The organism is Streptomyces sp. NBC_00448 (assembly GCF_036014115.1).
Taxonomy (GTDB): domain Bacteria; phylum Actinomycetota; class Actinomycetes; order Streptomycetales; family Streptomycetaceae; genus Actinacidiphila.
This window is the reverse complement of record NZ_CP107913.1, coordinates 3848922-3875122: the sequence shown is the minus strand read 5'-3', so window position 1 is coordinate 3875122 and position 26201 is coordinate 3848922. Positions and strand designations below refer to the sequence as shown.

General features: G+C 72.5%; 18 protein-coding genes. 15 read left to right on the top strand and 3 right to left on the bottom strand.

The genetic code is table 11. The features are described from left to right. Positions 1 to 131: 131 nt before the first annotated feature. The 4 genes from OG370_RS16315 (at position 132) to OG370_RS16300 (ending at position 3851) form a co-directional block, all read left to right on the top strand. A complete protein-coding gene (locus tag OG370_RS16315) occupies positions 132 to 1655 on the top strand; it encodes a flavin-containing monooxygenase (protein WP_328474157.1) in 1524 nt (507 codons plus the stop codon). Beyond that, on the top strand, positions 1652 to 2620 hold the full coding sequence (locus tag OG370_RS16310; RefSeq protein ID WP_328464909.1) for an alpha/beta fold hydrolase: 969 nt from the start codon (positions 1652 to 1654) through the stop codon (positions 2618 to 2620). Before OG370_RS16315 ends, OG370_RS16310 begins: the two co-directional genes overlap by 4 nt. Next, positions 2617 to 3519 carry an SDR family oxidoreductase gene (locus tag OG370_RS16305; protein ID WP_328464907.1) on the top strand — a complete coding sequence of 301 codons (903 nt, stop codon included), beginning with the start codon at positions 2617 to 2619 and terminating at the stop codon, positions 3517 to 3519. The genes OG370_RS16310 and OG370_RS16305 overlap by 4 nt, the downstream gene beginning before the upstream one ends. A 107-nt stretch (positions 3520 to 3626) precedes the next feature. Beyond that, entirely contained in the window at positions 3627 to 3851 is a 225-nt protein-coding gene (locus OG370_RS16300) for a hypothetical protein (RefSeq protein WP_328464905.1), read from the top strand. A 237-nt stretch (positions 3852 to 4088) separates the two neighbouring features. Here the strand turns inward: OG370_RS16300 and OG370_RS16295 are convergent, their stop codons facing one another. Together OG370_RS16295 and OG370_RS16290 are read right to left on the bottom strand one after the other, a co-directional pair. Beyond that, positions 4089 to 7757, bottom strand: a complete 3669-nt coding sequence (locus OG370_RS16295) for a S41 family peptidase (RefSeq protein WP_328464903.1) — start codon at positions 7755 to 7757, stop codon at positions 4089 to 4091. 185 nt (positions 7758 to 7942) lie between these two features. Then, the gene (locus tag OG370_RS16290) at positions 7943 to 9631 is read right to left on the bottom strand and encodes an FAD-binding dehydrogenase (protein ID WP_328464900.1); all 1689 of its coding nucleotides are present in this window, start codon (positions 9629 to 9631) and stop codon (positions 7943 to 7945) included. A gap of 693 nt (positions 9632 to 10324) precedes the next feature. Here OG370_RS16290 and OG370_RS16285 point away from each other — a divergent pair. From OG370_RS16285 to OG370_RS16275, 3 genes are all read left to right on the top strand, one after another. Continuing rightward, a complete protein-coding gene (locus OG370_RS16285) occupies positions 10325 to 12103 on the top strand; it encodes a glycoside hydrolase family 6 protein (RefSeq protein WP_328464898.1) in 1779 nt (592 codons plus the stop codon). Between the two features lie 174 nt (positions 12104 to 12277). Next, positions 12278 to 13588, top strand: coding sequence for a serine hydrolase domain-containing protein (locus tag OG370_RS16280; protein WP_328464896.1), 1311 nt, complete (start codon positions 12278 to 12280; stop codon positions 13586 to 13588). Between the two features lie 4 nt (positions 13589 to 13592). Continuing rightward, positions 13593 to 14381 (top strand): SDR family NAD(P)-dependent oxidoreductase, encoded by a 789-nt coding sequence (locus OG370_RS16275; protein WP_328464894.1) that lies wholly within the window; start codon positions 13593 to 13595, stop codon positions 14379 to 14381. A gap of 117 nt (positions 14382 to 14498) precedes the next feature. Here OG370_RS16275 and OG370_RS16270 read toward each other — a convergent pair whose 3' ends face one another. Then, the gene (locus OG370_RS16270; protein WP_443060870.1) at positions 14499 to 16208 is read right to left on the bottom strand and encodes a dolichyl-phosphate-mannose--protein mannosyltransferase; all 1710 of its coding nucleotides are present in this window, start codon (positions 16206 to 16208) and stop codon (positions 14499 to 14501) included. Between the two features lie 372 nt (positions 16209 to 16580). Between OG370_RS16270 and rsmI the strand changes: the two genes are divergently transcribed. The 8 genes from rsmI to OG370_RS16230 all read left to right on the top strand — a co-directional run bounded on the left by rsmI (position 16581) and on the right by OG370_RS16230 (position 26015). Further along, a complete protein-coding gene (gene rsmI, locus OG370_RS16265) occupies positions 16581 to 17447 on the top strand; it encodes a 16S rRNA (cytidine(1402)-2'-O)-methyltransferase (protein ID WP_328474155.1) in 867 nt (288 codons plus the stop codon). A gap of 300 nt (positions 17448 to 17747) precedes the next feature. After that, entirely contained in the window at positions 17748 to 18173 is a 426-nt protein-coding gene (locus OG370_RS16260) for a hypothetical protein (RefSeq protein ID WP_443060682.1), read from the top strand. 107 nt (positions 18174 to 18280) lie between these two features. Next, positions 18281 to 19165: a TatD family hydrolase gene (locus OG370_RS16255; RefSeq protein WP_328464890.1), complete on the top strand. Its 885-nt coding sequence runs from the start codon at positions 18281 to 18283 to the stop codon at positions 19163 to 19165. Positions 19166 to 19212: 47 nt separating this feature from the next. Continuing rightward, positions 19213 to 20082, top strand: a complete 870-nt coding sequence (gene rsmA / locus OG370_RS16250) for a 16S rRNA (adenine(1518)-N(6)/adenine(1519)-N(6))-dimethyltransferase RsmA (protein ID WP_328464888.1) — start codon at positions 19213 to 19215, stop codon at positions 20080 to 20082. Between the two features lie 78 nt (positions 20083 to 20160). After that, positions 20161 to 21081, top strand: a complete 921-nt coding sequence (locus OG370_RS16245; protein WP_328474151.1) for a 4-(cytidine 5'-diphospho)-2-C-methyl-D-erythritol kinase — start codon at positions 20161 to 20163, stop codon at positions 21079 to 21081. Between the two features lie 257 nt (positions 21082 to 21338). Then, positions 21339 to 23180, top strand: coding sequence for an ABC-F family ATP-binding cassette domain-containing protein (locus tag OG370_RS16240; protein ID WP_328464886.1), 1842 nt, complete (start codon positions 21339 to 21341; stop codon positions 23178 to 23180). 168 nt (positions 23181 to 23348) lie between these two features. Further along, complete coding sequence (locus OG370_RS16235) at positions 23349 to 25097, top strand: outer membrane protein assembly factor BamB family protein (RefSeq protein ID WP_328464884.1); 1749 nt, start codon at positions 23349 to 23351, stop codon at positions 25095 to 25097. A 240-nt stretch (positions 25098 to 25337) separates the two neighbouring features. Next, on the top strand, positions 25338 to 26015 hold the full coding sequence (locus OG370_RS16230) for a helix-turn-helix transcriptional regulator (protein ID WP_328464882.1): 678 nt from the start codon (positions 25338 to 25340) through the stop codon (positions 26013 to 26015). Positions 26016 to 26201: the final 186 nt, after the last annotated feature.

The window sequence follows — 26201 nt, the reverse complement described above, 5'->3', positions numbered from 1 at the left end:
GGCGGGCGCTTGCGGGCGTGGCGGGCGGCCGAAATCCGGACCTACCCCTACCGGAGGTAACGCCCGGTGCCTTACAGTCCGACTGTGCCAGTGATTGCTGGCACAGTCGAGAGAAGCGGGAAGGCGGTGCCATGGACGACGACATCGAACACGTGCGGGTGGCGGTGATCGGGTCCGGCTTCGGCGGCCTAGGGGCCGCGGTGAGGCTGCGGCGGGAAGGGATCACCGACTTCGTGATCCTCGAGCGCGCGGATGCGGTCGGCGGCACCTGGCGCGACAACAGCTACCCGGGCTGCGCCTGCGACGTGCCCTCCCACCTCTACTCGTTCTCGTTCGCACCGAACCCCGACTGGCCGCGCGCCTTCTCCGGCCAGGAGCACATCCGCGCGTACCTCGAACGGGTCGCCGACACCTTCGGGTTGCGGCCGCACCTGCGCTTCGGCGCCGAGGTGCTCCAGGCGCGCTGGAACGCCGAGGCGCGGCACTGGCATCTGACGACGGCCGTCGGCGAACTGACCGCCGATGTGGTGGTCTCCGCGACCGGGCCGCTGTCCGACCCGAAGATCCCGGACGTGCCGGGGATCGAGGACTTTCCTGGGCGGGTGTTCCACTCCTCGCGCTGGGAGCACGACTTCGACCTCAAGGGCAAGCGCGTCGCCATGGTAGGCACCGGGGCGTCGGCGATCCAGATCGTGCCGTCGATCCAGCCGGAGGTCGGGAAGCTGACGGTCATCCAGCGCACCCCGCCGTGGGTGATGCCACGGGTGGACCGGCCGATAGGCTCGGCGGAGCGGTGGTTGCACGGCACTGTGCCCGGCACCGCGAAGTTGCGGCGCGGCGCGCTGTGGCTGATCCGGGAGTTCCAGGTCGGCGCGTTCGTCAAGCAGCCGAAACTGATGAAGGCGGCCGAGCGGATCGCACGCGGCCACCTGAGGCGGTCCGTCAAGGACCCTGGGCTGCGGGCTCGCCTCACACCGGACTACACCATCGGATGCAAGCGCATTCTGTTGTCCAACACCTACTATCCGGCGCTCTCGCAACCCAACACCGAGGTCGTCACCTCGGCGCTCAGCGAGGTGCGCGGCTCATCGGTGGTGACGGCTGACGGTACCGAGCGCGAGGTCGACGCGATCATCTTCGGCACCGGGTTCCATGTCACCGACATGCCGATCGGCGATCGGGTCATCGGATCGGACGGCCGCAGTCTCAGCGAGCACTGGAAGAGCGGCATGGCTGCGCTGCGCGGCTGCGCCGTCGACGGCTTCCCGAATCTTCTGTTCATCATCGGACCGAACACCGGCCTCGGGAACAGCTCGATGATCCTGATGATCGAATCATCACTCAACTATGTCGCCGACTACCTGCGCACCCTGGAGCGTTCCGGTGCCGCGGCCTTGGACGCCAAGCCGGCGGCGGTCGCCGCGTGGAACGAGGAGATGCAGCGCCGCGCCTCGCGCACCGTGTGGAACACCGGCGGCTGCAAGAGCTGGTACCTGGACGCCAACGGCCGCAACACCACGGCGTGGCCCGGCACCACCGCCGAGTTCCGGCGCGCCACCAGGCAGTTGAAGCTCTCCGAATACAACCTGCTGGCCCCCGCGGGCCAGTCGTCCGTCGAGTCCGTGACCGGGCCGGCCGCAAAGGTGGCGTCATGACCGCGACATACGAGGCTGTGCAGCCGCGCAGGGCGCTGACCGCGGTCTCCGCGGACGGCACGCGCCTGAACGTGGAGAAGTACGGCCGCACCGACGCTCCGACAGTCGTACTGGTGCATGGGTGGACGTGCTCGACGCTGTTCTGGGCGCCGATGGTGCGGGCCCTGTCATCGGATTTCCGGTTGATCGCCTACGACCAGCGCGGCCATGGTCTGAGTGCGGCGCCCGCCACCCGCAAGGGTTACAGCACGGCCATAATGGCCGATGATCTGCAGGCCGTACTGGAGGCCGTGCTGCCCGAGGGTGAACGCGCGCTGCTCGTCGGTCACTCCATGGGCGGTATGACGATCATGGCGGCCGCCGAACGGCAGTTCGTGCGCGACCGTACCGCCGCCGTGCTGCTGGTGAGTACCGGAGCCAGCCGGCTGATCGGGTCGACGCAGGTGCTGCCGCCGCGACTGAGCGCCCGGTGGCTGCGGCGGGTGCTGCACCGCCAGATCCTCGTCTCGAGCCTGCCGCTGGGCCCGGTCACGCCGATGGCCAAGGCGGTGTTGAAGTACGGGGTGATGGGCCCGGATTCGACACCCGAACAGGTGGATTTCTGCGCTCGGATCGTGCACGCCTGCCGGGCGCGGCCGCGTTCCGCGTGGGGCAAGGTGCAGGCCGTCCTGGACCTGGACGCCGAAGTGGCCGTGCTCACCGCGCCCACCGCGGTCGTCGTCGGAACAGTCGACAAATTGACTCCCAAGGTGCACTCGCACCGCATCGCCGCTGCGCTGCCGCACTGCGTCGGACTGACCGAACTGCCCGGCCGCGGTCACATGACGCCGGTCGAGGACACGCCCGCCGTCGAGGCGCTGATACGCACCCTGGCGGCTGATCATCTGGCGCGGGGTGACGCGGGATCGGAAGGTACGACAAGCGGTGGGGCCGCGACGGCCGGCGAACAGGAGAAGAGCGCATGAGCGGATCATCGTTGGACGGCCGGGTCGTGGTGGTCACGGGTGCGGCTCGCGGTGTCGGTGAGCTGCTCGCCCGCAAACTCGCCGCGCGCGGCGCCCGGCTGGCCCTGGTCGGCCTCGAACCCGATGAACTGAAGAACGTCGCCGCGTCGCTGGGCGGCGAGGCGGCCAGTTGGACCGCCGACGTCACCGACCGGGCGGCGATGGCCGAGGTGGCCGCCGACGTGCGCGCGCGCTTCGGGAGGATCGACGTCGCCGTCGCCAACGCCGGTGTCGCCACCGGCGGGCCGTTCCTCGAATCGGACCCCGACGCCTTCGATCGGGTGATCCAGGTCAACCTGCTGGGCAGCGTCTCGACCGCAAGGGCGTTCCTGCCGGCGCTCGTTGACTCGCACGGCTATTTTCTACAGATCGCATCGCTGGCCGCGATCACCCCCGCGCCCCTGATGGCCGCGTACTGCGCGAGCAAGTCGGGTGTCGAGGCGTTCGCGCACAGCCTGCGCGCCGAGATGGGCCCCAAGGGCGTCAAGGTGGGCGTCGGCTACCTCAGTTGGACCGACACCGACATGGTGCGCGGCGCCGACGAGGACGACGCGCTGCGGGCCATGCGCGCGCGACTGCCGTGGCCGACCAACCGAACGTACCCGCTGGAACCGGCGGTCGAGCGGATCGTCGCCGGGATCGTACGACGATCGCCTCATGTGTACGCGCAGTGGTGGCTGCGCGGCATGCAGCCGGTGCGCGGCTACCTGCCGTCGGTCATCGGCGGCGCGCTGGGGCAGCGGGAGATGCGCCGGGCCGCGCCGGCACTGGCCCGGGCGGCCGGGGTGCGGCGCGGCCTGGTGGGCAGGGGAGGCGCTGCGGACGAGTCGGCGCGGACCTCCGCAAATCACGCTCCGTAGCTGTAATCGCTTGCTGACCTGGGGTTATTGTCCCAGGATGCGGGGGGTGTCCGGCCATGTAAGTCTTGTCGAGGCCCCATCCCCACAAAACTCCAGGAGGAGTAGCCATGGGCGCTTTCGATCAGTTCAAGGACAAGGCCGAGGACTATGCCGAGCAGGCCAAGGGCGCGCAGGGCGACAAGCGGAACAAGTCCGCTGCCGCCCAGAACCCCGAGCAGGCCCAGCGCGGCATGCAGCAGGAGGGGCAGGAGCGTCGTTCCGACCTCGAGGACCAGGCGTCGCGTCGCATGGGCCGCGAGTCCGAGGACGACAACCAGGACGACTGGGCCTGACGTCCGCTTGAGCTGACCTCGGCGTCGCGCATCGCGCGGACACCGAGAACGCCGTGACACGGAAGGGGCGCCCCTGCGGGCGCCCCTTCTGCGTGCCCTGCGGCGGCCGTTGAGCCCGGACGCCGACCCCCGCGCCCATGGCGGCGGACCGCCACCAAGGAAGCGAAGGCCGTGCAACCCGGACCTGGCGGCGCCCCGTCGGTGCTCCTTGGTGCCGCCCGGCGCTCCTAGGCGCTCCTAGGCGCGCGGAGGAAGCGGCGGGCGGGCGCGGTTGGGACGTGAGGACAGGTCGGGCGGTACCGCTGCGGGGTGTTCGCCGAGCAGGGACAGCGCCTCGCGTACGGCGACGGCGAGTTGGCCGTGCCTGCCCTCGGCCCAGTCCAGCGGCGTGCGCAGGCACTCGATGTCGGGCGCGACGCCATGGTTCTCGACGGACCAGCCGTAGGCGTCGAACCAGGCGGCGTTCATCGGGACGGTGATGACCGTGTTGTCACCCAGGCGGTGACGGCCGGTCATACCGACCACGCCGCCCCAGGTGCGCAGGCCGACCACCGGGCCGAGCCGCAGCAGCTTGAAGGCCGCGGTGATCATGTCGCCGTCGGACGACGTGGCCTCGTCGGCGACCGCGACCACCGGGCCGCGGGGGGCGTTGCCGGCGTAGGAGACGGGCTGCGCGTTGCGCGTGACGTCCCAACCGAGCACCGTACGGGTGAGCTTCTCGATGACCAGCTCGCTGATGTTGCCGCCGGCGTTGCCGCGCACATCCACCAGCAGGGCGTCGTAGGCGACTTCCTTGCGCAGGTCGCGGTTGAACTGCGCCCAGCCCGAGCCGCCCATGTCGGGGATGTGCAGGTAGCCGCAGCGGCCGCCGCTCAGGTGCCGGACGACGCTGCGCCGCTTGGCCACCCAGTGCTGGTAGCGCAGCGGCCGTTCGTCGACCAGGGGCACCACGGCGATCCGGCGGGGCGCGCCGCGGCCGCCGGGCGGGGTGAAGGTCAGTTCCACGGTGGTGCCGCCCGCGCCCGACAGCAGCGGGTACGGGCCCGCTTGCGGGTCGACGCGGCGGCCGTCGATGTGGGTGAGGATCGCGCCCTCGCGGATGCCGGTGCCGGCCAGTGGCGAGCGCGCCTTGGAGTCGGACGACTCGCCGGGCAGGATACGGGCGACGGTCCAGGTGCCGTCCTTGTTGTGCTGGAAGTCGGCGCCCAGCAGGCCGATGGGGCGCTGGTAGTGCGGCGGGCCCTCGTTGCGGCGGGCGGGCTGCACGTAAGCGTGCGAGGTGCCCAGTTCGCCGAGCACCTCGCGCAGCAGGTCGGCGAACTCGTCGGGGGTGGCGACGTGTTCGACCAGGGGCCGGTACTGGTCGAGGATCGCCGGCCAGTCCACGCCGCACATGTCGGGCGCCCAGAAGTAGTCGCGGATGAGGCGGCCGGCCTCCGCGTACGACTGGCGCCACTCGGCGGTCGGTTCCACCTCGTGCAGGATGCGGCGCATGTCGACGTAGACGGTGGAGTCGTCGTCGCCGCGCTCGGTGGCGGGCAGGACGGCGAGTTCGCCCTCGTCGAAGACGGCCAGCCGCAGGCCGTCGCCGCTGACGGCGTACCAGTCCATGTGGCGGACGAGTTCGGTGCGCTTGGACTTGCCGAGGTTGAAGTGCTCCAGGGTGGGGCGGGCCGACGGGTCGGTCGGGTTGACGAACGTCTCGCCGAGCGCACCGGAGATCGGCCACCGCAGCCACACCAGACCGCCCTGTACGGGCTCCAGAGCGCTGTACTTGGACGCGGCCACCGGGAAGGGCGTCACCCTGCTGGGAAGCCCCTCAGCCTCCACCACGACCGGTCCGTCGCCGCCGCCCTCGCCCGGGTCCAGACCGGTGCCGACCGGGCTGCCGTCGACCCGCAGCGCGAACGGTGACGGCGTGGCGGAGTTGAGCGGCACCAGGTACGGGCGGCAGCCCAGCGGGAAGGACAGGTCGCCGGTGTGGACGTCGTACACCGGGTCGAAGCCGCGCCATGACAAGAAGGCCAGGTAGCGGCCGTCCCGGGTGAAGACGGGCTGCTCGTCCTCGAAACGGCCGTTGGTGACGTCGATGATCGTATGGTCGGCGAGCCGGGCGATCTTGATGGAACGCAGCGAGCGTCCGACGCCAGGGTGCGACCAGGTCAGCCACGCCGAGTCGGGGGAGAAGGCGAGGTTGCGGACCGGGCCGTTGGTGGAGCGGACAAGCTCGTCGACCGCGCCGGTCACCACGGGTGGGCGGGGCGGGCCGTACTCGTCGTCGGTGTCGCCTTCGCCGGTGGCGACGAGCAGCAGCCGACCGTCGTGGGAGGCGACGGCGAGGACGGCGCCGTCGGGCGAGGAGACCATCTCGGTGACGCGGCCCAGACGCCCGACGGCCAGCCGCGCGTGGGGGGTGTCGGGCGCGTCGCCGAACGGGCTCGGGTGGGTGGCACCACCGGTACCGCGGTGTCGCCCGCCGCCCCTGCCGCCGCCTTCGCCGTCTGCCTCCTCCTGACCGTCGTCCGGGCCGTCGTCGCTGCTGCCAGGGGCGTACGACTGGGAGTTCGCGTCACCCGCGCGGGTGACCTCGCCTGGCGTCACATCCGCGCCCGCCGGCCCACTCGTACGGGTGAGGTCGCTGGTCCAGCGGACCGGCCCGCCGATGGTGCGCCCGCCGACCGGGACGACGTCGACATCGGCGTCCGCGTCGGCGGGGGCGCCGGCCCGCGGGACGAAGGCGAGTTCGGCGGTGAAGTCGCCGGGAACGTCACCCGCGCCCTCGGGGCCGCGGGTCAGCGCCCGGGAGGCGCGCCCCGGCAGATGGGCGAGTTCGATGCCGTCCTCGCCCTCGCCGTCGGTGACATAGGCGACCAGACCGGTGTCGCCGAGCATCTCCGGCAGGCGCACCCGGGCACCGGGGACATCGCTGATGGTGCGGGCCGGGCCGTCGCGGTGGGTGAGCCAGTACAGGCTGCCGCGTACGCAGACGGCACTGGCGCGGCCGGTGCCGTCCATGGCCAGGCCGTCGAGGTTCGCGGCGGCCGGCACCTGGTAGGGGCGGCGCCCGCTGCGCGGTCCGCCGAGGCGGACGTCCAGGCGTCGGGGCTCGGCATCGGCGGCCAGGTCGTCGACGAGCCACAGGGAGCCCGCGCACTGGTAGACGACACGGTTGCCGTCGGTGGCGGCGGAGCGCGCGTAGAAGTCGGCGTGGTCGGTGTGGCGGCGCAGGTCGCTGCCGTCGGGACGGCAGGAGTACAGGTTGCCGATGCCCTCGTGGTCGGAGAGGAACGCGATGCGGCCTGCGACGAACATCGGGGAGGCCAGATGGCCGTCGAGATCGGGCACGAGCCGCTCGCCGTGCAGCCACAGGCGGCCGGTGGCGCCGCCGCGGTAGCGCTTCCAGGCGTGCGGTTCGTGCGGCGGGGTGCCGGTGAGCAGCAGGGTGCGGCGCTCCCCGTCGTCGCAGTCGTGCACGGCGATGTCGGAGACCGGCCCCCAGGGCAACGGACCGCCGGGCTCGTGCTCGGTCGGCACGCTGTGTGCCCAGGTGTGGTAGGCGAACGGCTGCCCGTGCGACGACACCGCCAGGATGTCGCCGTCCGGCGTCCAGGAGCACACCCGGGTGTCGGAACTGCCCCAGAACGTCAGCCGCCGCGGGGCGCCTCCGTCCACGGGGACGACGTACACCTCGGGGTCAAGGCTCCGCCAGGTGGTGAAGGCGATGGAGGTGCCGTCGGGCGAGAGGCGGGGGACCCCCACTCTCGTGCGGTCGGCGGTCACCCGCCAGGCGCGGCCGGGCGGGGCGCCCGGTGGCCCGAGCGGGGCCACCCAGATGTCGTCCTCCGCGGCGAAGCAGAGCAGGTCGCCGTGCAGGTGCGGGAACCGGAGGTACGCGCCGTCGCTCACCCCACCCATGGTTCGGGGCGCCCGCGGGACGGGCAACTTTTCACGCCGTCGCACGCCCCCGGGCTGCTTCCGTACGCCCCGCGCCGGGTATGCGGGAGCGGGGGCGTACGGAGGCAGTGGCGGGGCCCGCACCTGAAGTAGGCACGCACGCCTGCGTGCCGCGCGCTGTGCATGCCTACGCGTGCCTACGACGTGGCGCGGGCCGCCGCGCGTCCCGCCGTACGGCCCGAGAACAGGCAGCCGCCGAGGAACGTGCCCTCCAACGAGCGGTAGCCGTGCATGCCGCCGCCGCCGAAGCCGGCCGCCTCGCCGGCCGCGTACAGGCCCGCCAGGGGCGCGCCGCGGCCGCCGGCGCCCTCGTCGCCGCCGGGAGCGGTTCCGGCCAGCACACGGCCGTCCAGGTCCGTTTCCAGGCCGCCCAGCGACTTGCGGGTGAGGATGTTGAGCCGGACCGCGATCAGCGGGCCGGCCTTCGGGTCGAGCAGGCGGTGCGGGGAGGCTGTGCGCACCAGCTTGTCGCCGATGTAGTTGCGGGCGCCGCGGATCGCGGTCACCTGGAGGTCCTTGGTGTAGGTGTTGGCGATCTCCCGGTCGCGGGCCTCGATCTCGCCGCGCAGCGCGGCCTCGTCGATGAGCCCGTCGCCGGTGACCGCGTTCATGCCGCGCACCAGGGCGCTGAGGTCGCGCTCGACCACGAAGTCGACGCCGTGCTGCTTGAACGCCTCGACCGGCCCCGGGGCGCCGGGCAGCACCCGCTTGAGCACTTCACGCACGCTCTTGCCGGTCAGGTCCGGGTTCTGTTCGGAGCCCGACAGCGCGAACTCCTTCTCGATGATCTTCTGGGTGAGGACGAACCACGTGTACTCGTGCCCGGTGCCCATGATGTGTTCCAGGGTGCCGAGCGTGTCGAAGCCGGGGAAGTACGGTACGGGCAGCCGCTTGCCGGTCGCGTCGAGCCACAGGGACGACGGGCCGGGCAGGATGCGGATGCCGTGCCGGGCCCAGATCGGATTCCAGTTCTCGATGCCCTCGGTGTAGTGCCACATGCGGTCGCCGTTGATCAGACGACCGCCCGCCGCCTCGGCGACGCCCAGCATCAGGCCGTCGACGTGGGCGGGGACTCCGGACAGCAGCTTGGCCGGCGGGGTGCCCAGGCGCTCGGGCCAGGCGGCGCGCACCAGGTCGTGGTTGCCGCCGATGCCTCCGGATGTGACCACCACGGCCTGCGCGCGCAGTTCGAAGGCACCCGTCACCTCACGGGAACTGGCCACGCCGCGCGGTACGCCACTGGGCGCCAGCACCTCGCCGGACACACCGTCCACGGCGCCGCCGGTCTTGGTCAGGGCCGTTACCCGGTGCCGGAAGCGCAACTCGACGCGGCCGCCGGCGACCGCGTCGCGTACCCGCTGCTCGAAGGGTGCGACGACGCCCGGGCCGGTGCCCCAGGTGATGTGGAAGCGCGGCACCGAGTTGCCGGGGCCGGTCGCGAGGAAGCCGCCGCGTTCGGCCCAGCCGACCACCGGGAAGACCCGCAGGCCGCGTTCGTGCAGCCAGGCGCGCTTCTCACCGGCGGCGAAGTGCACGTACGCCTCCGCCCAGCGGCGCGGCCAGTGGTCCTCGGGGCGGTCGAAGCCGGCGGTGCCGAGCCAGTCCTGCCAGGCCAGGTCCGCGCTGTCCTTGATCCGCATCCGGCGCTGCTCAGGAGAGTCGACGAAGAACAGCCCGCCGAACGACCAGAACGCCTGGCCGCCCAGCGACGTCTCCGGCTCCTGGTCGACGAGGATCACCTTGCGACCCGCCTCGGCCAGTTCCACCGTGGCGACCAGCCCGGCCAACCCCGCGCCCACCACCACGACGTCCGCGTCCAGCGCCATCGACCCGCTCCCTCGGTCATCCTTACTCGCCGGTAGAAACCTTAGGGCAGCACGTTACGCGAGCGCGCTCCCGCGGTCAGGGGTTGTGGCGAACCCGGCTTCGAGGCTCCTCGGGCGGGCGGCCCGGACGTATCCGCGACCGGCTGACGCGCACCCCGGATCGGCGACAGAGGGTGACGGGCGGCGGGAGCCGCGGGGCAGGAGAGCGGCGGGCGGGATACGTACGACGCGTGTGCCTCGGCGGCATGCGACGCCTCGGTGTTGACGGCGACGTGATGGCACGCGCCGGGCACATGATGTGCCTGCGAACCCACTCGTTCAGGTGACCTGACGACCTGTCCGCCGGCGCCCGCGACCTCACCCGTACGGCCGCGGGCGCCCGATCGTCCTGCTGCCTGACGGCTCGTCAATCAGCGGTTCTGTAAATCTATTGACGGGACGTCAACGATCTCTCCTGCGGTCCATGCGGCGGCATCCGGCTCGCGCCCTGCGGCGGCGTGCCGTGACCTGGGCGACGATCGGCACCTGTGTCCTCGTCGTGTTTCAAGCATTGACAGGAGCGGGGCGGCTCCCCACTATGGGAGCGCTCCCACGTTAAGAGCGTGTAACTCCACACCGCACCAACGGCACCACCTCCCATGACCTTTCGACGGAGCTTCGAAGGTCCATCCCCCCAATGGAGGTCGTTCGCACATGGCAGTTCCGATAATCCGACGCAGAACCGCCGCACTGGCCGCAGGGGCGCTCGTCGTCGCCTCCGGCGCGGTCGCGGCCGCGTTGAGCAGTACCACCGCCCAGGCCGCGTCCAGCGCCTGCACAGTCGACTACACCGTGTCGTCCCAGTGGGACAGCGGCTTCACCGCGTCCGTGACGGTCACCAACAACGGCGCGGCGACCACCAGCTGGAAGGTCGGCTGGTCGTTCGCCGGCAACCAGAAGGTGACGCAGGGCTGGAGCGCCGACATCAGCCAGTCCGGCTCGGGCGTCACCGCGTCCAGCCTCTCCTACAACGGCACGCTGGCGTCCGGCGGAAGCGTCGACTTCGGCTTCAACGGCTCCTACAGCGGGGCCAACGCGGTTCCCACGGCGTTCACCCTCAACGGCGTCGCGTGCGGTGCCGCGGGCGGCGACGACGGCGGCACCACGGGCGGCGGGACCACCACCCCGCCGACGACTCCCCCCACCACACCCCCGACCACCCCGCCGAGCGGCGGCGACGGCCAGCGGGTGGACAACCCGTACGTGGGCGCGAAGGGATACGTCAACCCGGAGTGGTCGTCCGAGGCGTCCGCTGACGGCGGCGCCGCGATCGCGGACGAGTCGACCGCGGTCTGGCTGGACCGGATCGCCGCGATCAACGGCGTCGACGGCGCGATGGGCCTCAAGGACCATCTCGACGAGGCGGTCGCCCAGGCCAACGGCCAGCCGCTGACCGTGGAGTTCGTCATCTACGACCTGCCCGGCCGCGACTGCGCCGCGCTCGCCTCCAACGGCGAGCTGGGCCCTGACGACCTGTCGACGTACGAGACGCAGTACATCGACCCGATCGCGTCGATCATGTCGGACCCGGCGTACGCGAACCTGCGGATCGTCAACATCATCGAACCGGACTCGCTGCCGAACATCGTCACCAACGCCAGCGGCGAGGCGGGTTCCACCGCCGCCTGCGCGACGATGAAGCAGAACGGCAACTACGAGAAGGGCGTCGGCTACGCGCTCGCCAAGCTCGGCGCGCTGTCCAACACCTACAACTACATCGACGCCGGTCACCACGCGTGGCTCGGCTGGGACAGCAACTTCGTCCCCGCCGCGCAGGAGTTCCTGAAGGCCGCCACCACCAGTGGCGCCACCGTCCACGACGTACAGGGCTTCATCACCAACACGGCGAACTACAGCGCCACCGTGGAGCCCAACTTCAAGGTGACCGACAACGTCAACGGCACCACGGTGCGGCAGTCCAAGTGGGTCGACTGGAACAACTACGTCGACGAGCAGTCCTACGCCACCGCGCTGCGCACCGAACTGGTCAGCGTCGGCTTCGACAGCACCATCGGCATGCTGATCGACACCGGCCGCAACGGCTGGGGCGGTACCTCCCGGCCCACCGCCCCCGGCGCCACCACCAGCGTGGACACCTACGTCGACGGCGGCCGGATCGACCGGCGCATCCACGCCGGGAACTGGTGCAACCAGTCCGGTGCCGGCATCGGCGAGCGCCCGACCGCGGCCCCGGCCGCGGGACTGGACGCCTACGTGTGGATCAAGCCTCCCGGCGAGTCGGACGGTTCGAGCAAGGCCATCGCCAACGACGAGGGCAAGGGCTTCGACCAGATGTGCGACCCGACCTACGGCGGCAACGCGCGAAACGGCAACAACCCGACCGGCGCGCTGCCGGACTCGCCGCTCGCGGGCCACTGGTTCTCGGCGCAGTTCCACCAGCTCCTGCAGAACGCGTACCCGCCGCTGTCGTAGCACCTGGCAGGTAGGCAGCGGAATCCCCCCACCGGGCCCGTGACGGGGCCGCTCCCGGGTCACCACGACCGGGACGGTCCCGCTACGGGCCCGCCGCGTGCCCTCGCCCGCCGGTTCGTACGATCGGGGAGTACGGGGACGGGTGGGGGCGGGTGTTTCGGGAGGCGGCAGAAGATGAGCGGCGAGGGCGGCGGCATCCGCGATGCAGGCGGCGGCGACCGTGCCGCGGAAGGCGCGGAAGGCGCGGGCGGTTCGGGCGGTGTCGTGGTGCACGGGACGGTCGCGGACGGCTGGGAGCCGGTGCGGGACGCCTTCGCGGACAACTTCCTGCGGCGCGGGGACGTCGGGGCGGCCGTGGCGCTCCACCACGAGGGCCGGCCGGTGGTGGACCTGTGGGCCGGGCGCACCGGCTTCGACGGCGGCGGGCCGTGGGAAGGGCGGACCGCGCAGGTCGTCAGGTCGGCGGGCAAGGGGGTGGCGGCGGTGTGCCTGCTGCTGCTCCACCAGCGCGGGCAGCTGGACCTCGACGCGCCCGTGGCCACGTACTGGGCCGAGTTCAAGGCGGCGGGCAAGGACCGGGTGACGGTGCGGGACGTGTTGGCGCACCGGGCCGGGGTGCCCGCGCTGGACACACCGCTCACCCCGCGGGAGGCGGTCGACGGCGTGTCGGGGCCGCGGGCGGTGGCCGCGCAGGCGCCGCTGTTCGTGCCGGGACGCGAGCACGGGTACCACGCGCAGACCTTCAGCTGGCTGGTCGGGGAACTGGTGCTGCGGGTCTCCGGTCGGACTGTCGGACAGTACGTCGCCGAGGAGGTCGCCGGGCCGCTCGGCCTCGACCTGTGGCTGGGGCTGCCCGCGGACCAGGAGCACCGGGTCGGCCGGATCGGGCCTGTCGCCACGCCTGAACCGCCCGCGTCCGGCGGGCTGCGGGCCCGTCCCAAGCGCACCGTGCAGGACGCCTACGCCGACCCCGCGTCGCTGACCACCCGGGCTTTCGCCGCGATCACCCCGCTGCCGGACGAGAACGACCCCGGCTACCGGGCCGGGCAGCTGGCGGGTTCCGGCACGATCGCGACCGCGCGGTCGCTGGCGCGCTGCTACGCGGCGCTGGTCGGCGACGTCGAGCGGGGCGAGCAGGCCCGTGACGTCGAGCAGGGCGGGCCCGTGGCAGCGAGCCAGGGCGGGGGCCGGCGGCTGTTCGCGCCCGGCACGCTGGCGGCCGCGCGCACCGTGGAGGCGGACGGGCCCGACCGGGTGCTGGTGGTCAACACCCGTTTCGGGCTGGGCTTCATGCTGCACGGTCCGGCCTCGCCGCTGCTGGCCGCGGGTTCGTTCGGGCATCCGGGGCGCGGTGGGTCGCTGGGGTTCGCCGATCCCGAGGCCGGGATCGGCTTCGCGTACGTCACCAACGGGATGCAGCGCAATGTGACCGCGGATGCGCGTGCACAAGCTCTGGTCAGGGCTGTTCGGCAGTGCCTACGCTGACCGGATGACTGAACGCTTCGACGGCTACGGCGTGGTGGTGACGGGGGCGGCCCGTGGGATCGGTGAGGCGACGGCGCGCAGGTTCGCCGCCGAGGGCGCGGGGGTGCTGATCGCCGATCTGGACGGGGTGGCGGCTTCGCGTACGGCCGCCGCGATCCGGGCGGACGGCGGCCGGGCGGAGGCAGTGCGCTGCGATGTGGCGGAACGGGCGTCGGTGGACGCGGCGATCGCCCGCGCGGTGGATGTGTTCGGCACGCTGGACGTGCTGGTCAACAACGCCTACTCCTGCGGCGAGCACCACGACGACTTCACCCTGGAGAGTGACGAGGAGTGGCAGCGCGACCTGGATGTCACCCTCAGCGGTGCGATGAGATGCTCGCGCGCCGCTCTTCCCCATCTGATGAACGCACCGCGCCGACGTGGCGCGATCGTCAACATCGGTTCGGTCAACGGGTTGTCGTACTTCGGCAACCACTCCTACAGCGCGGCGAAGGCGGGCCTGGTCTCGCTCACCCGCACCCTCGCGGTGCACGCGGCGCCGGACGGGGTGCGCGTCAACCTCGTGGCGCCCGGCACGATCCGCACCCCGGCATGGGCCGGCCGCGAGGAGATCCTCACGAAGGCCGCCGGGTCGTATCCGCTGGGGCGGATCGGCGAGCCCACCGACATCGCGGCGGCCGTCGCGTTCCTGGCGTCGCGGGACGCCGCCTGGATCACCGGGGTCACCTTGCCGGTGGACGGCGGGATTCTGAACAGCAATTCGGGTTTCACGGACGCGTTGGCGGCTGAGTGAGGCGAGGCCGGCCGCACACCTCCTGAAGACCTCAGGTCCCCACGTCCTCATGTCCTGAAGTCCTCAGGTCCTGCTGAGGACCTCAGGATCCGAGGCCATCCGCCTACCGGGCGCCGGTCAGATCCACGAATCCAGCCACATCCTGGCCTGCCAGGAGTGGTAGGGGATCGTCATCCCTGTGTAGATCGGGAAGAAGTAGATGAAGTTCCAGATGATGAGCAGCACCAGGGTGCCCGCGCCCACCGCGCCCCACATACGTCTGCTCTCGGTGGCCTCGCGTGGACCGAGGAAGGCGCCGATCATCATGGTGACGGCCAGGCACAGGTAGGGCACGAAGGCGACCGCGTAGAAGTAGAAGATCGTGCGGTCCTGGTAGTGGAACCAGGGGAGCAGGCCGGCGCCGGCCGCGCAGAGGATGGCGCCCGCCCGCCAGTCGCGCCGGGCGATCCACCGGTAGAGCAGGTAGACCAGGGCGAAGCAGGCCGACCACCACAGCAGCGGGGTGCCCAGGGCGAGGATCTCGCGGGCGCAGCCCTCGGAGGCGGTGCAGCCGTCCTGCCCGTACTTGGGCGACTCGAAGTAGTACGAGACCGGCCGCCCGAGGACCAGCCAGCTCCAGGGGTTGGACTCGTACGGGTGGTAGGTGTGCAGGCCGATGTTGAACTTGTAGACGTCGTGTTCGTAGTGCCACAGGCTGCGAAGGGGCGCCGGGATGAAGGACCAGAAGCCGCCGCGGCCGTCCGCCCAGTGCCGGTCGTAGGCGTCGCTGGACATGAACCAGCCGGTCCAGGTGATCAGGTAGGTCACCACGGCGACCGGCAGCATCGTCAGCACCGACCAGCCGAGATCCTTGCGCAGGACGGCCAGGTACGGGCTGCGGGAGCCGGCGACGCGCCGTGAGCCGATGTCCCACAGCACCGTCAGGATCATGAAGAAGGCCAGGAAGTACATGCCGTTCCACTTGCTGGAAGCGGCGAGGCCCAGGAGGACGGCGGCGGCGATGCGCCAGGGGCGCCAGCCCATGCCCTGGCGGGAGGCGGTGGCGTCGTCGGGCCCGGCGAAACCGTCCTCACCGACCGGCAGGGCGGCCGCGAGGCGGCCTCTGGCCCAGTCGCGGTCGACCAGCAGGCAGCCGAACGCGGCGAGTGCGAAGAACATGATGACGAGGTCGAGCAGCGCGATCCGGCTCATCACGAACTCGAGGCCGTCCACGGCCATCAGGGTGCCCGCGATGCAGCCGAGCGCGGTGGAGCGGAACAGCCGGCGGCCGATCCGGCAGAGCATGAGCACCGCCAGGGTGCCGAGCACGGCCATCATGAAGCGCCAGCCGAAGGGGTTCAGCCCGAAGATCCACTCGCCGAACCCGATGATCCACTTGCCGGTGGGCGGGTGCACGACGTAGCTGCCGACCTTGGACAGCGGGATGACCTGCGGGTGCGCGAGGATCTCCGGGTTGGAGATCTTGCCGTCCGGCCACGTGCCCTCGTAGCCGTACTTGATCATCGACCAGGCGTCCTTGGCGTAGTACGTCTCGTCGAAGACGACATCGCGCGGGCTGCCCAGGCGCCAGAAGCGCAGGCCGCCCGCGAGGACGGCGACCATGATCGGGCCGAGCCAGCCGGACCACTTCGCGGCCAGGTGGGCGAGGCGCGGGCCGAGGCCGAGCATCTGCCAGATCCTGGTGCCGGGTTCGGGAAACGGCGGGACCAGGCGTTCGCGGGTGTCGGTCCGGGGCGGTTCGACGTGCCCGAAACCGCGCAGCCGCCGCGCCCACGCGCTCGGCTCCGCCTGTGCCCGGACGCCCTCTGGGGCACGGTCCTGCGCCACGGTCTCACTCGTCACCGGCCCATCGTAGGGAAAGCGTCTGAGATTGCGATGAGCTGTCCGCACCCGGGGCGGCTTTGTCCGGTAATCCGAGCGCGGAGCCGGCCCTCGGGCCGCGCCTAGACTCAAGCCGTGACCAGCTCATCCGAAGATCCGTCCGACCGCACGGCCCGGCACACGTCCCAGCAGGCGGCCCGGCAAGCGGAGCGGAACGTGGCCGACGACACGGTCGCCGACGGCACGGGCCGCGACGCGCTCGACGCCGAGCTGGACGACGCCGAGCCCGACGAAACCGGTGACGCCACCGCGAACGGCACCGCGAACGTCGCGACGAACGGCACCGCACCCGCGCCCCTCGCATACGACCCGTCCGCGGTGCGGACGGTACCCGCGGGAGAGGGCCTGCTCGTGCTGGCGGGCACGCCGATCGGGGACGTCGCGGACGCGCCGCCGCGGCTGGCCGCCGAGCTGGCCGCGGCCGACGTGGTGGCCGCCGAGGACACCAGGCGGCTGCGCCGGCTGACACAGGCGCTGGGCGTGGAGCCGGCCGGGCGCGTGGTGTCGTACTTCGAGGGGAACGAGGCGGCCCGCACCGGGGAACTCGCCGACGCGCTGCAGGGCGGCGCCCGGGTGGTGCTGGTGACGGACGCGGGCATGCCGTCGGTGTCCGACCCGGGCTACCGTCTGGTGGCCGCCGCGGTGGAGCGCGGGGTGCGGGTGACGGCGGTGCCGGGGCCGTCGGCGGTGCTGACCGCGCTGGCGGTGTCGGGCCTGCCGGTGGACCGGTTCTGCTTCGAGGGGTTCCTGCCGCGCAAGCCGGGGGAGCGGCTGGCCCGGCTCAGGGAGGTCGCGGCCGACCGCCGCACGCTCGTGTACTTCGAGGCGCCGCACCGTATCGACGACACCCTGGCCGCCATGGCGGAGGTGTTCGGCGCCGAGCGGCGGGCGGCGGTGTGCCGGGAGCTGACCAAGACGTACGAGGAGGTACGGCGCGGCCCGCTGGAGGAGCTCGCGCGCTGGGCCGCCGAACGGGTGAGGGGCGAGATCACCGTGGTGGTTGAGGGCGCCCCGGCGCCGGTGGCGGGGGACGTGGCACCGGAGGAGCTGGCCCGGCGGGTGGCGGTACGGGAGGAGGCGGGGGAGCGGCGCAAGGAGGCGATCGCGGCGGTCGCGGTGGAGGCGGGGGTGCCGAAGCGGGACGTGTTCGACGCGGTGGTGGCGGCGAAGCACGGGAAGGCGTGAGGACCACCCGGAAGGCGTGAGGCGGCCGGAAGCCTCCCCGCCGTCGCTTGCCGTGCCGCGCCGTCACCTCCGTCCCCCGCAGTTCCCGCGCTTCCGGCCGTGACCGGCGCGAACTTCGGCCCGCCCGCGAGGGCGGACATAAACGTGGTGCAGGGCAAAGCAATATCGCCGATCTCCCACATACGCCCCAAATCTGGCCCAAGTCTCTCCCTGGTGTGCTGCGGGAGGGGCGGGCGGGGCGTTCGCTGGTGGTGGGAAGTCCCGGTCGGACAAGGCGTCCGTAGGGCCGCAGGAGCTGCCATGAGCGAGACCGTCGGAAGCGGACGTACGGCGACGGGGGCGAGCACGAGTGCGGGACACCCGGTGCCACCCGGTGCTTCCGCGTACAACGTCAGGGAGGCGTACTCCTTCGCGTGCATGAACTGCGGGCACGGCTGGGAGCAGGCGTACGAGATAGAGCACCGTGTCGACACCTCGGGTCGCCCCTATGTCACGTACCTGGCCGACGGCACCCCGGTCCCCTCGCCGCTGACCCGTCCCAACTGCGGGAACTGCGGCGGCCACCTGGTGCGCATCATGCGCTCCGGGCAGGTCGACGAGGTGGTGTCGCGGTGGCACGCGCCGCGGCCGCCGCACGCCGAGCCGCACGCGCACCACTGGTCGGTGCTCGGGCTGCTGCACCGCAGGCACGGCGGACCCGGCACACCCGCAGGACCCGCGGTCTGACGGGACCCGGTGGACCCCACCCGGGTCCACCGGGCAGGTGACGGGCCCCGCGGGGGACCGCCGGCCGCGTGACGGGCCCGGTCGCGCCGATCCCTAGGATCGGACCCATGCCGACGAAGCCGACGAAGAAGAGCGCCGAGCCCGCACCCGCCCCGCAGCCGTTGCGCGTCCCGGTCGCCGACTCGCACACCCACCTGGACATGCAGTCCGGCACGGTCGAGGAGGCGCTGGCGGCGGCAGCGGCGGTCGGGGTGCACACCCTCATCCAGGTCGGCTGCGACCTGGAGGGCTCGCGCTGGGCGGCGCGGACCGCGGCGGAATACGACGCGATCTGGGCGGCGGTGGCGCTGCACCCCAACGAGGCGCCCAGGATCGTGCACGGCGACCCCGACCACTGGTCACGCCAGGGCGACCGGGAACCGGGCGGGATGGCCGCGCTGGAGGCGGCGATCGACGAGATCGACGCGCTGGCCGCGCTGCCGCAGGTGCGGGGCGTGGGGGAGACCGGCCTCGACTACTTCCGCACCGGGCCGGGCGGCGCGCAGGCCCAGGCGCACTCCTTCCGGCGGCACATCGCGATCGCCAAGCGGCACGGCAAGGCGCTGGTCATCCACGACCGGGACGCGCACGAGGACGTGCTGCGCATCCTGCTGGAGGAGGGCGCGCCCGACACCGTGCTCTTCCACTGCTTCTCCGGGGACGCGGCCATGGCGAAGCTGTGCGCCGAGCGCGGCTACTACCTGTCCTTCGCCGGGAACGTCAGCTACAAGTCGGCGCAGAACCTGCGGGACGCGGTGGCGGCCGCTCCGCTGGACCGGCTGCTGGTGGAGACGGACGCGCCCTTCCTCACCCCGGTGCCGCACCGGGGGCGGCCCAACGCGCCCTACCTGATCCCGGTGACGCTGCGGGCGATGGCCGCGGCCAGGGGCGAGGACGAGGACACCCTGGCGGCGGCGGTGGCGCGGAACACGGCGCGGGTCTTCGGGTACTGACCGGCGGCTGGTAGGAGCCGGTGCGGGCGGCGGATAGCCTTGCGGGTGTGAGTACGACAGACCCCGACGCGCCCGGCGCCCTGCTCGGACCGGCCGACGTGCGCGCGCTGGCCGCCGCGCTGGGGGTGCGGCCGACCAAGCAGCGCGGCCAGAACTTCGTGATCGACGCGAACACCGTACGGCGGATCGTGCGCACCGCGGAGGTCGGGCCGGACGACGTGGTAGCCGAGGTCGGGCCGGGGCTCGGGTCGCTGACGCTGGCGCTGCTGGAGACCGCGGACCGGGTCACCGCGATCGAGATCGACGACGTGCTCGCCGCGGCCCTGCCCGCGACCGTGGCCGCGCGGCTGCCGGAGCGGGCCGACCGGTTCGCGCTGGTGCACAGCGACGCGATGGCGGTGACCGCACTGCCCGGCCCGGCGCCGACCGCGCTCGTCGCGAACCTCCCCTACAACGTGGCCGTGCCGGTGCTGCTGCACATGCTCGCGACCTTCCCGACCATCGAGCGGACCCTGGTGATGGTGCAGGCCGAGGTGGCCGACCGGCTGGCCGCGGCGCCCGGCAACAAGGTGTACGGGGTGCCGTCGGTGAAGGCGAACTGGTACGCGCGGGTGCGGCGCGCGGGCTCGATCGGGCGCAACGTCTTCTGGCCCGCTCCGAACGTCGACTCCGGCCTGGTGTCGCTGGTGCGGCGCGACCCGCCGAAGACCACGGCGACCCGGGCCGAGGTGTTCGCGGCCGTCGACGCGGCGTTCGCGCAGCGCCGCAAGACGCTGCGGGCCGCGCTGGCCGGGTGGGCCGGGTCGGCGGCGGCCGCCGAGGCGGCGCTGGTCGCCGCGGGGGTGTCGCCGCAGGCGCGGGGCGAGGCGCTGACGGTGGAGGAGTTCGCGGCGATCGCCGAGCACCGGCCGGTGTGACGATCCCACCGGCCGCGGGGCGGGCGGACGAACCGGAAGAACGCAGAGACGAACGTCGTACGAACCGAGGAGAATCTGATCGTGACCGCCGTGACCGTACGTGTGCCCGCCAAGGTCAATGTGCAGCTCGCTGTCGGCGGGCGGCGGCCGGACGGGTTCCATGACCTGGCGAACGTGTTCCTCGCGGTGGGATTGTACGACCATGTGACGGCCAGGTCCGCGGATGAGCTGACGATCACCGCGGAGGGGCGGGATGTCGCCGGCATCCCGCTGGACCGTACGAACCTGGCCGCGCGGGCCGCGGTCGCGCTCGCCGAGCACCACGGCATCGAGCCCCGCGTGCACCTGCACATCGCCAAGGACATCCCGGTGGCCGGGGGGATGGCGGGCGGCAGCGCCGACGGGGCGGGCGCGCTGCTCGCGTGCGACGCGCTGTGGGGACTGGGCACGCCGATGGCGGAACTGCTGCGGATCGCCGGGGAGCTGGGCAGCGATGTGCCGTTCCCGCTGCTCGGCGGGGCCGCGCTCGGGGTGGGGCGCGGGGAGCGGCTCACCGCGCTGGAGGTCAGCGGTGCGTTCCACTGGGTGTTCGCGCTGGCCGACGGCGGGCTGTCCACGCCCGAGGTGTACCGCGAGTGCGACCGGCTCCGCCGGGAGAGCGGGGCGGGCGACCTGGCGGGCGAGGTGGCCGAGCCCGCGGCCGACCCGGCGCTGGTGGCCGCGCTGGCGGACGGGGACGCCCACGCGCTGGCCCGGGTGCTGGTGAACGACCTCCAGGAAGCGGCGCTGTCCCTGCGTCCCAGCCTGGCTGACACCGTTGCCGCGGGGCTCGGGGCGGGGGCGCTGGCCGGGATCGTCTCCGGGTCCGGGCCGACCGTCGCCTTCCTCGCCGCCGAGGAGGAGGGCGCCGCCAAGATCGCGGACGTGCTCGGCGATTGTTCGAGGGTCGCGGTCGCACCCGCCGCCGGAGCCACCGTCCTTCCGCAAGCCGACCGGTAACCCCTCCCGTCACCGTCCTCACGCCATCTGCCACCCGCCTGCCACCCCGACCGTCACCTCACCCGCCACCCCTCCCGGGGGGCCCGCCTCACCCGCACATCACCGCGGCGCGGACGCTCCCCCGGCCCGCCGCCTCACCCCGCCGCCCCACCGGCGTCCCACCTCCCTCCGCTCCCCGCCGCCGGCGGCCGCCCCGCCCCGTTTACCCTTGAACCCGTCCCCCACGACAACCCCCGTCCCCCAAGAGAGAGCCGTCCGTGGCCGTCAACCTCGTCAATGTCGAAAGCGTCAGCAAGACCTACGGGACGCGCATGCTGCTCGAAGGGGTGTCGCTCGGGGTGTCCGAGGGGGACCGGATCGGGGTGGTCGGGCGGAACGGCGACGGGAAGACGACGCTGGTGCGGATGCTGGCCCGGCTGGAGGACCCGGACGCGGGGCGCGTGACGCAGCAGGGCGGCCTGCGGTTGGGCGTGCTGACGCAGGGCGACTCGCTGGACCCGGCCGCGACCGTCCGGCAGGAGATCGTCGGGGACCGCCCGGACCACGACTGGGCCGGGGACGCGCGGATCAGGGACGTGCTGACCGGGCTGTTCGGGGCGCTGGACCTGCCCGGCTTCGACCGTGGCCTGGACACCGTGATCGGCCCGCTGTCCGGCGGCGAGCGGCGCCGTATCGCGCTGGCGAAGCTGCTGATCGGCGAGCAGGACCTGATCGTGCTCGACGAGCCCACCAACCACCTGGACGTGGAAGGCATCTCGTGGCTGGCCGGCCATCTGCGCGCGCGCCGCGCCGCGTTGGTCTGCGTCACTCACGACCGCTGGTTCCTGGACCAGGTCTGCACGCGGATGTGGGACGTGCAGCGCGGCACCGTCTACGAGTACGAAGGCGGCTACAGCGACTACGTGTTCGCGCGCGCCGAGCGGGAGCGGATCGCCGCCACCGAGGAGGCCAAGCGGCAGAACCTGATGCGCAAGGAGCTGGCGTGGCTGCGCCGCGGCGCCCCGGCCCGCACCTCCAAGCCGCGGTTCCGGATCGAGGCGGCCAACGCCCTGATCGAGGACGTGCCGCCGCCGCGCGACAGCGCCGAGCTGATGAAGTTCGCGAACTCCCGGCTCGGCAAGACCGTGTTCGAGCTGGAGGACGTGACGATCACCGCGGGCCCCAAGACGCTGCTGGAGCACATCACCTGGCAGCTCGGCCCGGGCGACCGGATCGGCCTGGTCGGGGTGAACGGCGCCGGCAAGACGTCGCTGCTGCGGGCTCTGGGCGAGGCGGCCGCAAGCGACGGGGAGCGGCAGCCCGCACACGGCCGGGTCGTGGTGGGCCGGACCGTCAAACTCGCCTACCTCTCCCAGGAGGTGGCCGAACTCGCCCCCACGCAGCGGGTGCTGGAGGCCGTGGAGTCGGTACGGCAGCGGGTCGACCTCGGCAAGGGCCGGGAGCTGACCGCGGGCCAGCTCTGCGAGAAGTTCGGCTTCGGCAAGGAGAAGCAGTGGACACCGGTCGGCGACCTGTCCGGCGGTGAGCGCCGCAGGCTGCAGATCCTGCGGCTGCTGATGGACGAGCCCAACGTCCTCTTCCTCGACGAGCCGACCAACGACCTCGACATCGAGACGCTGACCCAGCTGGAGGACCTGCTCGACGGCTGGCCCGGCTCGATGCTGGTGATCAGCCACGACCGCTACTTCCTGGAGCGCACCACCGACCGGGTGTTCGCGCTGCTCGGCGACCGGACCCTGCGGATGCTGCCGCGCGGCGTGGACGAGTACCTGGAGCGCAGGCACGCGCTCGTCGCTGCCGCCGCGCCGCCCTCCGCCGCCCAGAAGCCGGCGAAGTCGGCCCAGCGGACCGCCGACGGCGCGAACTCCGGCCCGGGCGGCGCCGGAGCCCGCGACACGCGTGCCGCGAAGAAGGAACTCCAGCGCGTGGAGCGGCGGTTGGACAAGGTCGGCGAGCGCGAGGGCGAACTGCACGCCAGGATCGCCGAGCACGCCACCGACTTCGAGAAAGTCGCCGCCCTCGACGCGGAGTTGCGCGCGCTGCGCGAGGAGCGCGAGGACCTGGAGACGCGCTGGCTGGAGCTGGCCGAGGACGCGTAGCGGGGCCCGGCGGCGGCGTGCCGGGGGCACCGGCGGGCGCGCTGGTGGGGGACGTGTAGCGGGCCGGTAACGGAACAGCGGCGGCCCGGGGAGTCAAGTGGGGCGGGTGATAGAAAGAGTCTCCGCTCGCCCGAACTCCATTCGCCCGGCCCGAAGAAGGACCAGCTGATGTCGCAGCCGCCCCCGCCCCCCGGAAACCCGCCCCCGTACGGTGGCGCCGGCGGAGCTGTGCCGCCGCCCCCTTCGCAGCCGGACAACCCGTACGCCTCTCCGCCGCCCCCGGGCCAGAACCCGTACGCGGCCCCGACCCAGCCCGCGTTCCCCCAGCAGCAGCCCCAACAGCCGCCGCAGCAGCCCCCGTCGGCGCCCGCGCCCGGCTACGGCTACCCCGGCCCGCAGCCGCCGCAACCCGGGCAGGGCTACGCGCAGCCCGGATACGGCCAGCAGCAGTACGGCCAGACGCCGCCGCCCGCCGGACCGTACGGCTACCCGCAGCAGGCGCCCGCCCCGCAGTACGGCCAGCAGCCCCCCTACGGCGGTCAACCGCCCTACGGACAGCCGGGCATACCCGGTGGCGGCGGGTCGAAGAACAAGCTGGTGATCATCGTGGCGGCCGTGGTGGCCGCGGTGCTGGTGATCGGCGGCGGCGTGTACTTCGCGACCAAGGGCGGCGGCAAGGACGATCCGAAGCCGCAGGCCAACTCCGGTGGCACCAGCGGCGGTCCGAGCACCGCCGCGCACAAGTCCCAGCTGGACTTCAAGTGGGACAAGGACGCCGACACCGTCGCGGAGAAGGACAACCTGAAGGACGAGCTGGGTGTCTGGTTCACCGACAAGTACGTGGTGAAGAACCAGATCAACCAGGTGGTCGGGTACGACATCGGCACCGGCGCGCAGGCGTGGGCGATCCCGGCGGCCGCCGGCTCGGACTGCACCGCGGCGCGCGACGCGTACCACGACATGACCGCGATCCAGTACGGCGCCGACTGCGGCAAGATCATGGCGATCGACCTGGCCTCGGGCAAGATGCTGTGGACCGCGCAACTCCCCGGCGGCGACAGCTCGCCGAGCTACCGCGACGCCGAGATGGCGGTCAGCGGGGACTCGGTCGGCATCACCTGGGGCGAGGGCTCGGCCGGCTACCAGCTCAGCGCGCAGAAGACGTTGTGGCAGTCCGGCGACGGCGACAGCGGCGACAACTGCAGGGACGACGGGTACGCCGGCGGCGCGCAGTTCGTGGCCGTCCTCGACTGCGGTTACGACACCTCCTACAAGGTGCAGGTGGTCGATCCCGCCAAGGCCGGTGCCGCGAAGTGGACCTGGGCCGCGCCGGAGGGCCTGCGGGTGACGGCGGTGGTCTCCACCGACCCGGTGGTGGTGCTGCTCGGCACCCAGGACACGATCTACACCGACGTGGCGTCGCTGGTCGACGGCCGGTTGCAGTCGCGGGTGTCGCTGGGCACCAAGAAGTACCGGATCGACGACGACGGCATCGAGGTGCAGTCCGTGCACGACGTGCTGGTCGACAAGGACACCGTCTACCTGACGCTGGCCGGCGACACCGCGGGCGAGGGCAAGGTGCTCAGCGGCATCGTGGCCTTCAACCTCTCGGACGGCAAGCAGAAGTGGGTCGCCAAGCCGACCGACAACTACGACATCACCGGCATCGGCTTCCAGGACGGCAAGGTGCTCGGGTACGAGGCGCCGTCGTACGACAAGCCGGGCAAGCTCGTCACCCTCGATCCGGGCGACGGCACGATGACCACCTACGCGACGCTCGGGTCCGACGCGTACAACAAGCTGGACTCCTTCGGGGACGAGCGCTACATGGTGTGGCACGACAACGTCCTCTACCTGGCCTCGAAGACCGTCTACGCGGGCGAGACCGGGCAGAAGTACCTGGTGGCGTACGGCTGATCGCGTGTCGGCCCGGAACGCACCGGGCGCTCCGGGGATACCGGGCGCACCGGGCGATCCGATCGTGGGACCGTGGCACGTTTCCACCGGTAGGGACGCGCTCGGCGCCGGGAAGCGGGTAATTTCGCGGCGAGCGCGTGCTTGCGCCCGCAGGCGCGGTTGGGACCGGTCCGGTCGCGGTATGGACTGGGGACCGGTACCGGCGGCCGTCGGGCCGCAGGGGGATGGGGGAGACCCGAGATGGGTGTACGGCTCGTCGTGGTCGACGACCACCGGCTGCTCGCCGAGGCGCTGGCTTCGGCGCTGAGGCTGCGCGGGCACCGCGTGCTGGCGGCCGCGGCGCCCGCCGCGGGCGCGGCCGAACTGGTGCTCAACAGGACGCCGGAGGTGTGCCTGTTCGGTACCGCCGCGCCCGCCGAGCCCGGCGCGTTCGACACGGTGGCGCGGATCAAGCGGGAGCGGCCCGCGGTGGCCGTGGTGGTGCTCGGGCCGGTGCCCGACCCGCGCGGGATCGCCGCTGCCTTCGCGGCCGGCGCGTCCGGGTATGTCCGGCACGACGAGCGGATCGAGGGCGTCGAGCGGGCCATGGCCAAGGCCAGGACCGGCGAGGTCGCGGTGGCCCAGCAACTGCTGCAGGGCGCCTTCGCCGAGCTGCTCAACCCGGCCCGGCAGCCCGACGACGAGGGGGCCCGGCTGCTGGACATGCTCACCCCGCGCGAGGTCGAGGTGCTGGTGCGGGTCGCCGAGGGCGAGGACACCCGGGTGATCGCGGCCGGGATGCGGATCGCGCCGAGCACCGCCCGCACCCATGTGCAGCGGGTGCTGATGAAGCTGGGCGTGGGCTCCCGGCTGGAGGCGGCGGCGCTCGCGGCCCGTACCGGGCTGCTGGAGCGGGCGGCCGGAGAGCCGACGCGATGAGCGAGGGGCGCCCCTGACCGCCCGGGGCACCCGTTTCCGAACGGTCCGAGGGACCGCCCGTGCCCGGGCGGTCCCTCGCGCCGTTGTCCCCCCGGGGTTTCGCCCGGGTGGGGGTGTCCCCGGCGAGGCTCCGGGGGAGTGCTCCCGCGCCCCGTTGCGTCGTGGTCTGTTCGGCTTTGTTTGGTT

What these genes read in the sequence shown, in the direction of transcription:
- OG370_RS16305 (WP_328464907.1), top strand. Translation starts at nt 2,617, where the DNA reads ATGAGCGGATCATCGTTGGACGGCCGGGTCGTGGTGGTCACGGGTGCG.
- OG370_RS16290 (WP_328464900.1), bottom strand. Translation starts at nt 9,631, where the DNA reads ATGGCGCTGGACGCGGACGTCGTGGTGGTGGGCGCGGGGTTGGCCGGG.
- OG370_RS16230 (WP_328464882.1), top strand. Translation starts at nt 25,338, where the DNA reads ATGGGTGTACGGCTCGTCGTGGTCGACGACCACCGGCTGCTCGCCGAG.
- OG370_RS16275 (WP_328464894.1), top strand. Translation starts at nt 13,593, where the DNA reads ATGACTGAACGCTTCGACGGCTACGGCGTGGTGGTGACGGGGGCGGCC.
- OG370_RS16280 (WP_328464896.1), top strand. Translation starts at nt 12,278, where the DNA reads ATGAGCGGCGAGGGCGGCGGCATCCGCGATGCAGGCGGCGGCGACCGT.
- OG370_RS16255 (WP_328464890.1), top strand. Translation starts at nt 18,281, where the DNA reads ATGCCGACGAAGCCGACGAAGAAGAGCGCCGAGCCCGCACCCGCCCCG.
- OG370_RS16310 (WP_328464909.1), top strand. Translation starts at nt 1,652, where the DNA reads ATGACCGCGACATACGAGGCTGTGCAGCCGCGCAGGGCGCTGACCGCG.
- OG370_RS16300 (WP_328464905.1), top strand. Translation starts at nt 3,627, where the DNA reads ATGGGCGCTTTCGATCAGTTCAAGGACAAGGCCGAGGACTATGCCGAG.
- OG370_RS16260 (WP_443060682.1), top strand. Translation starts at nt 17,748, where the DNA reads ATGAGCGAGACCGTCGGAAGCGGACGTACGGCGACGGGGGCGAGCACG.
- OG370_RS16235 (WP_328464884.1), top strand. Translation starts at nt 23,349, where the DNA reads ATGTCGCAGCCGCCCCCGCCCCCCGGAAACCCGCCCCCGTACGGTGGC.
- OG370_RS16315 (WP_328474157.1), top strand. Translation starts at nt 132, where the DNA reads ATGGACGACGACATCGAACACGTGCGGGTGGCGGTGATCGGGTCCGGC.
- OG370_RS16285 (WP_328464898.1), top strand. Translation starts at nt 10,325, where the DNA reads ATGGCAGTTCCGATAATCCGACGCAGAACCGCCGCACTGGCCGCAGGG.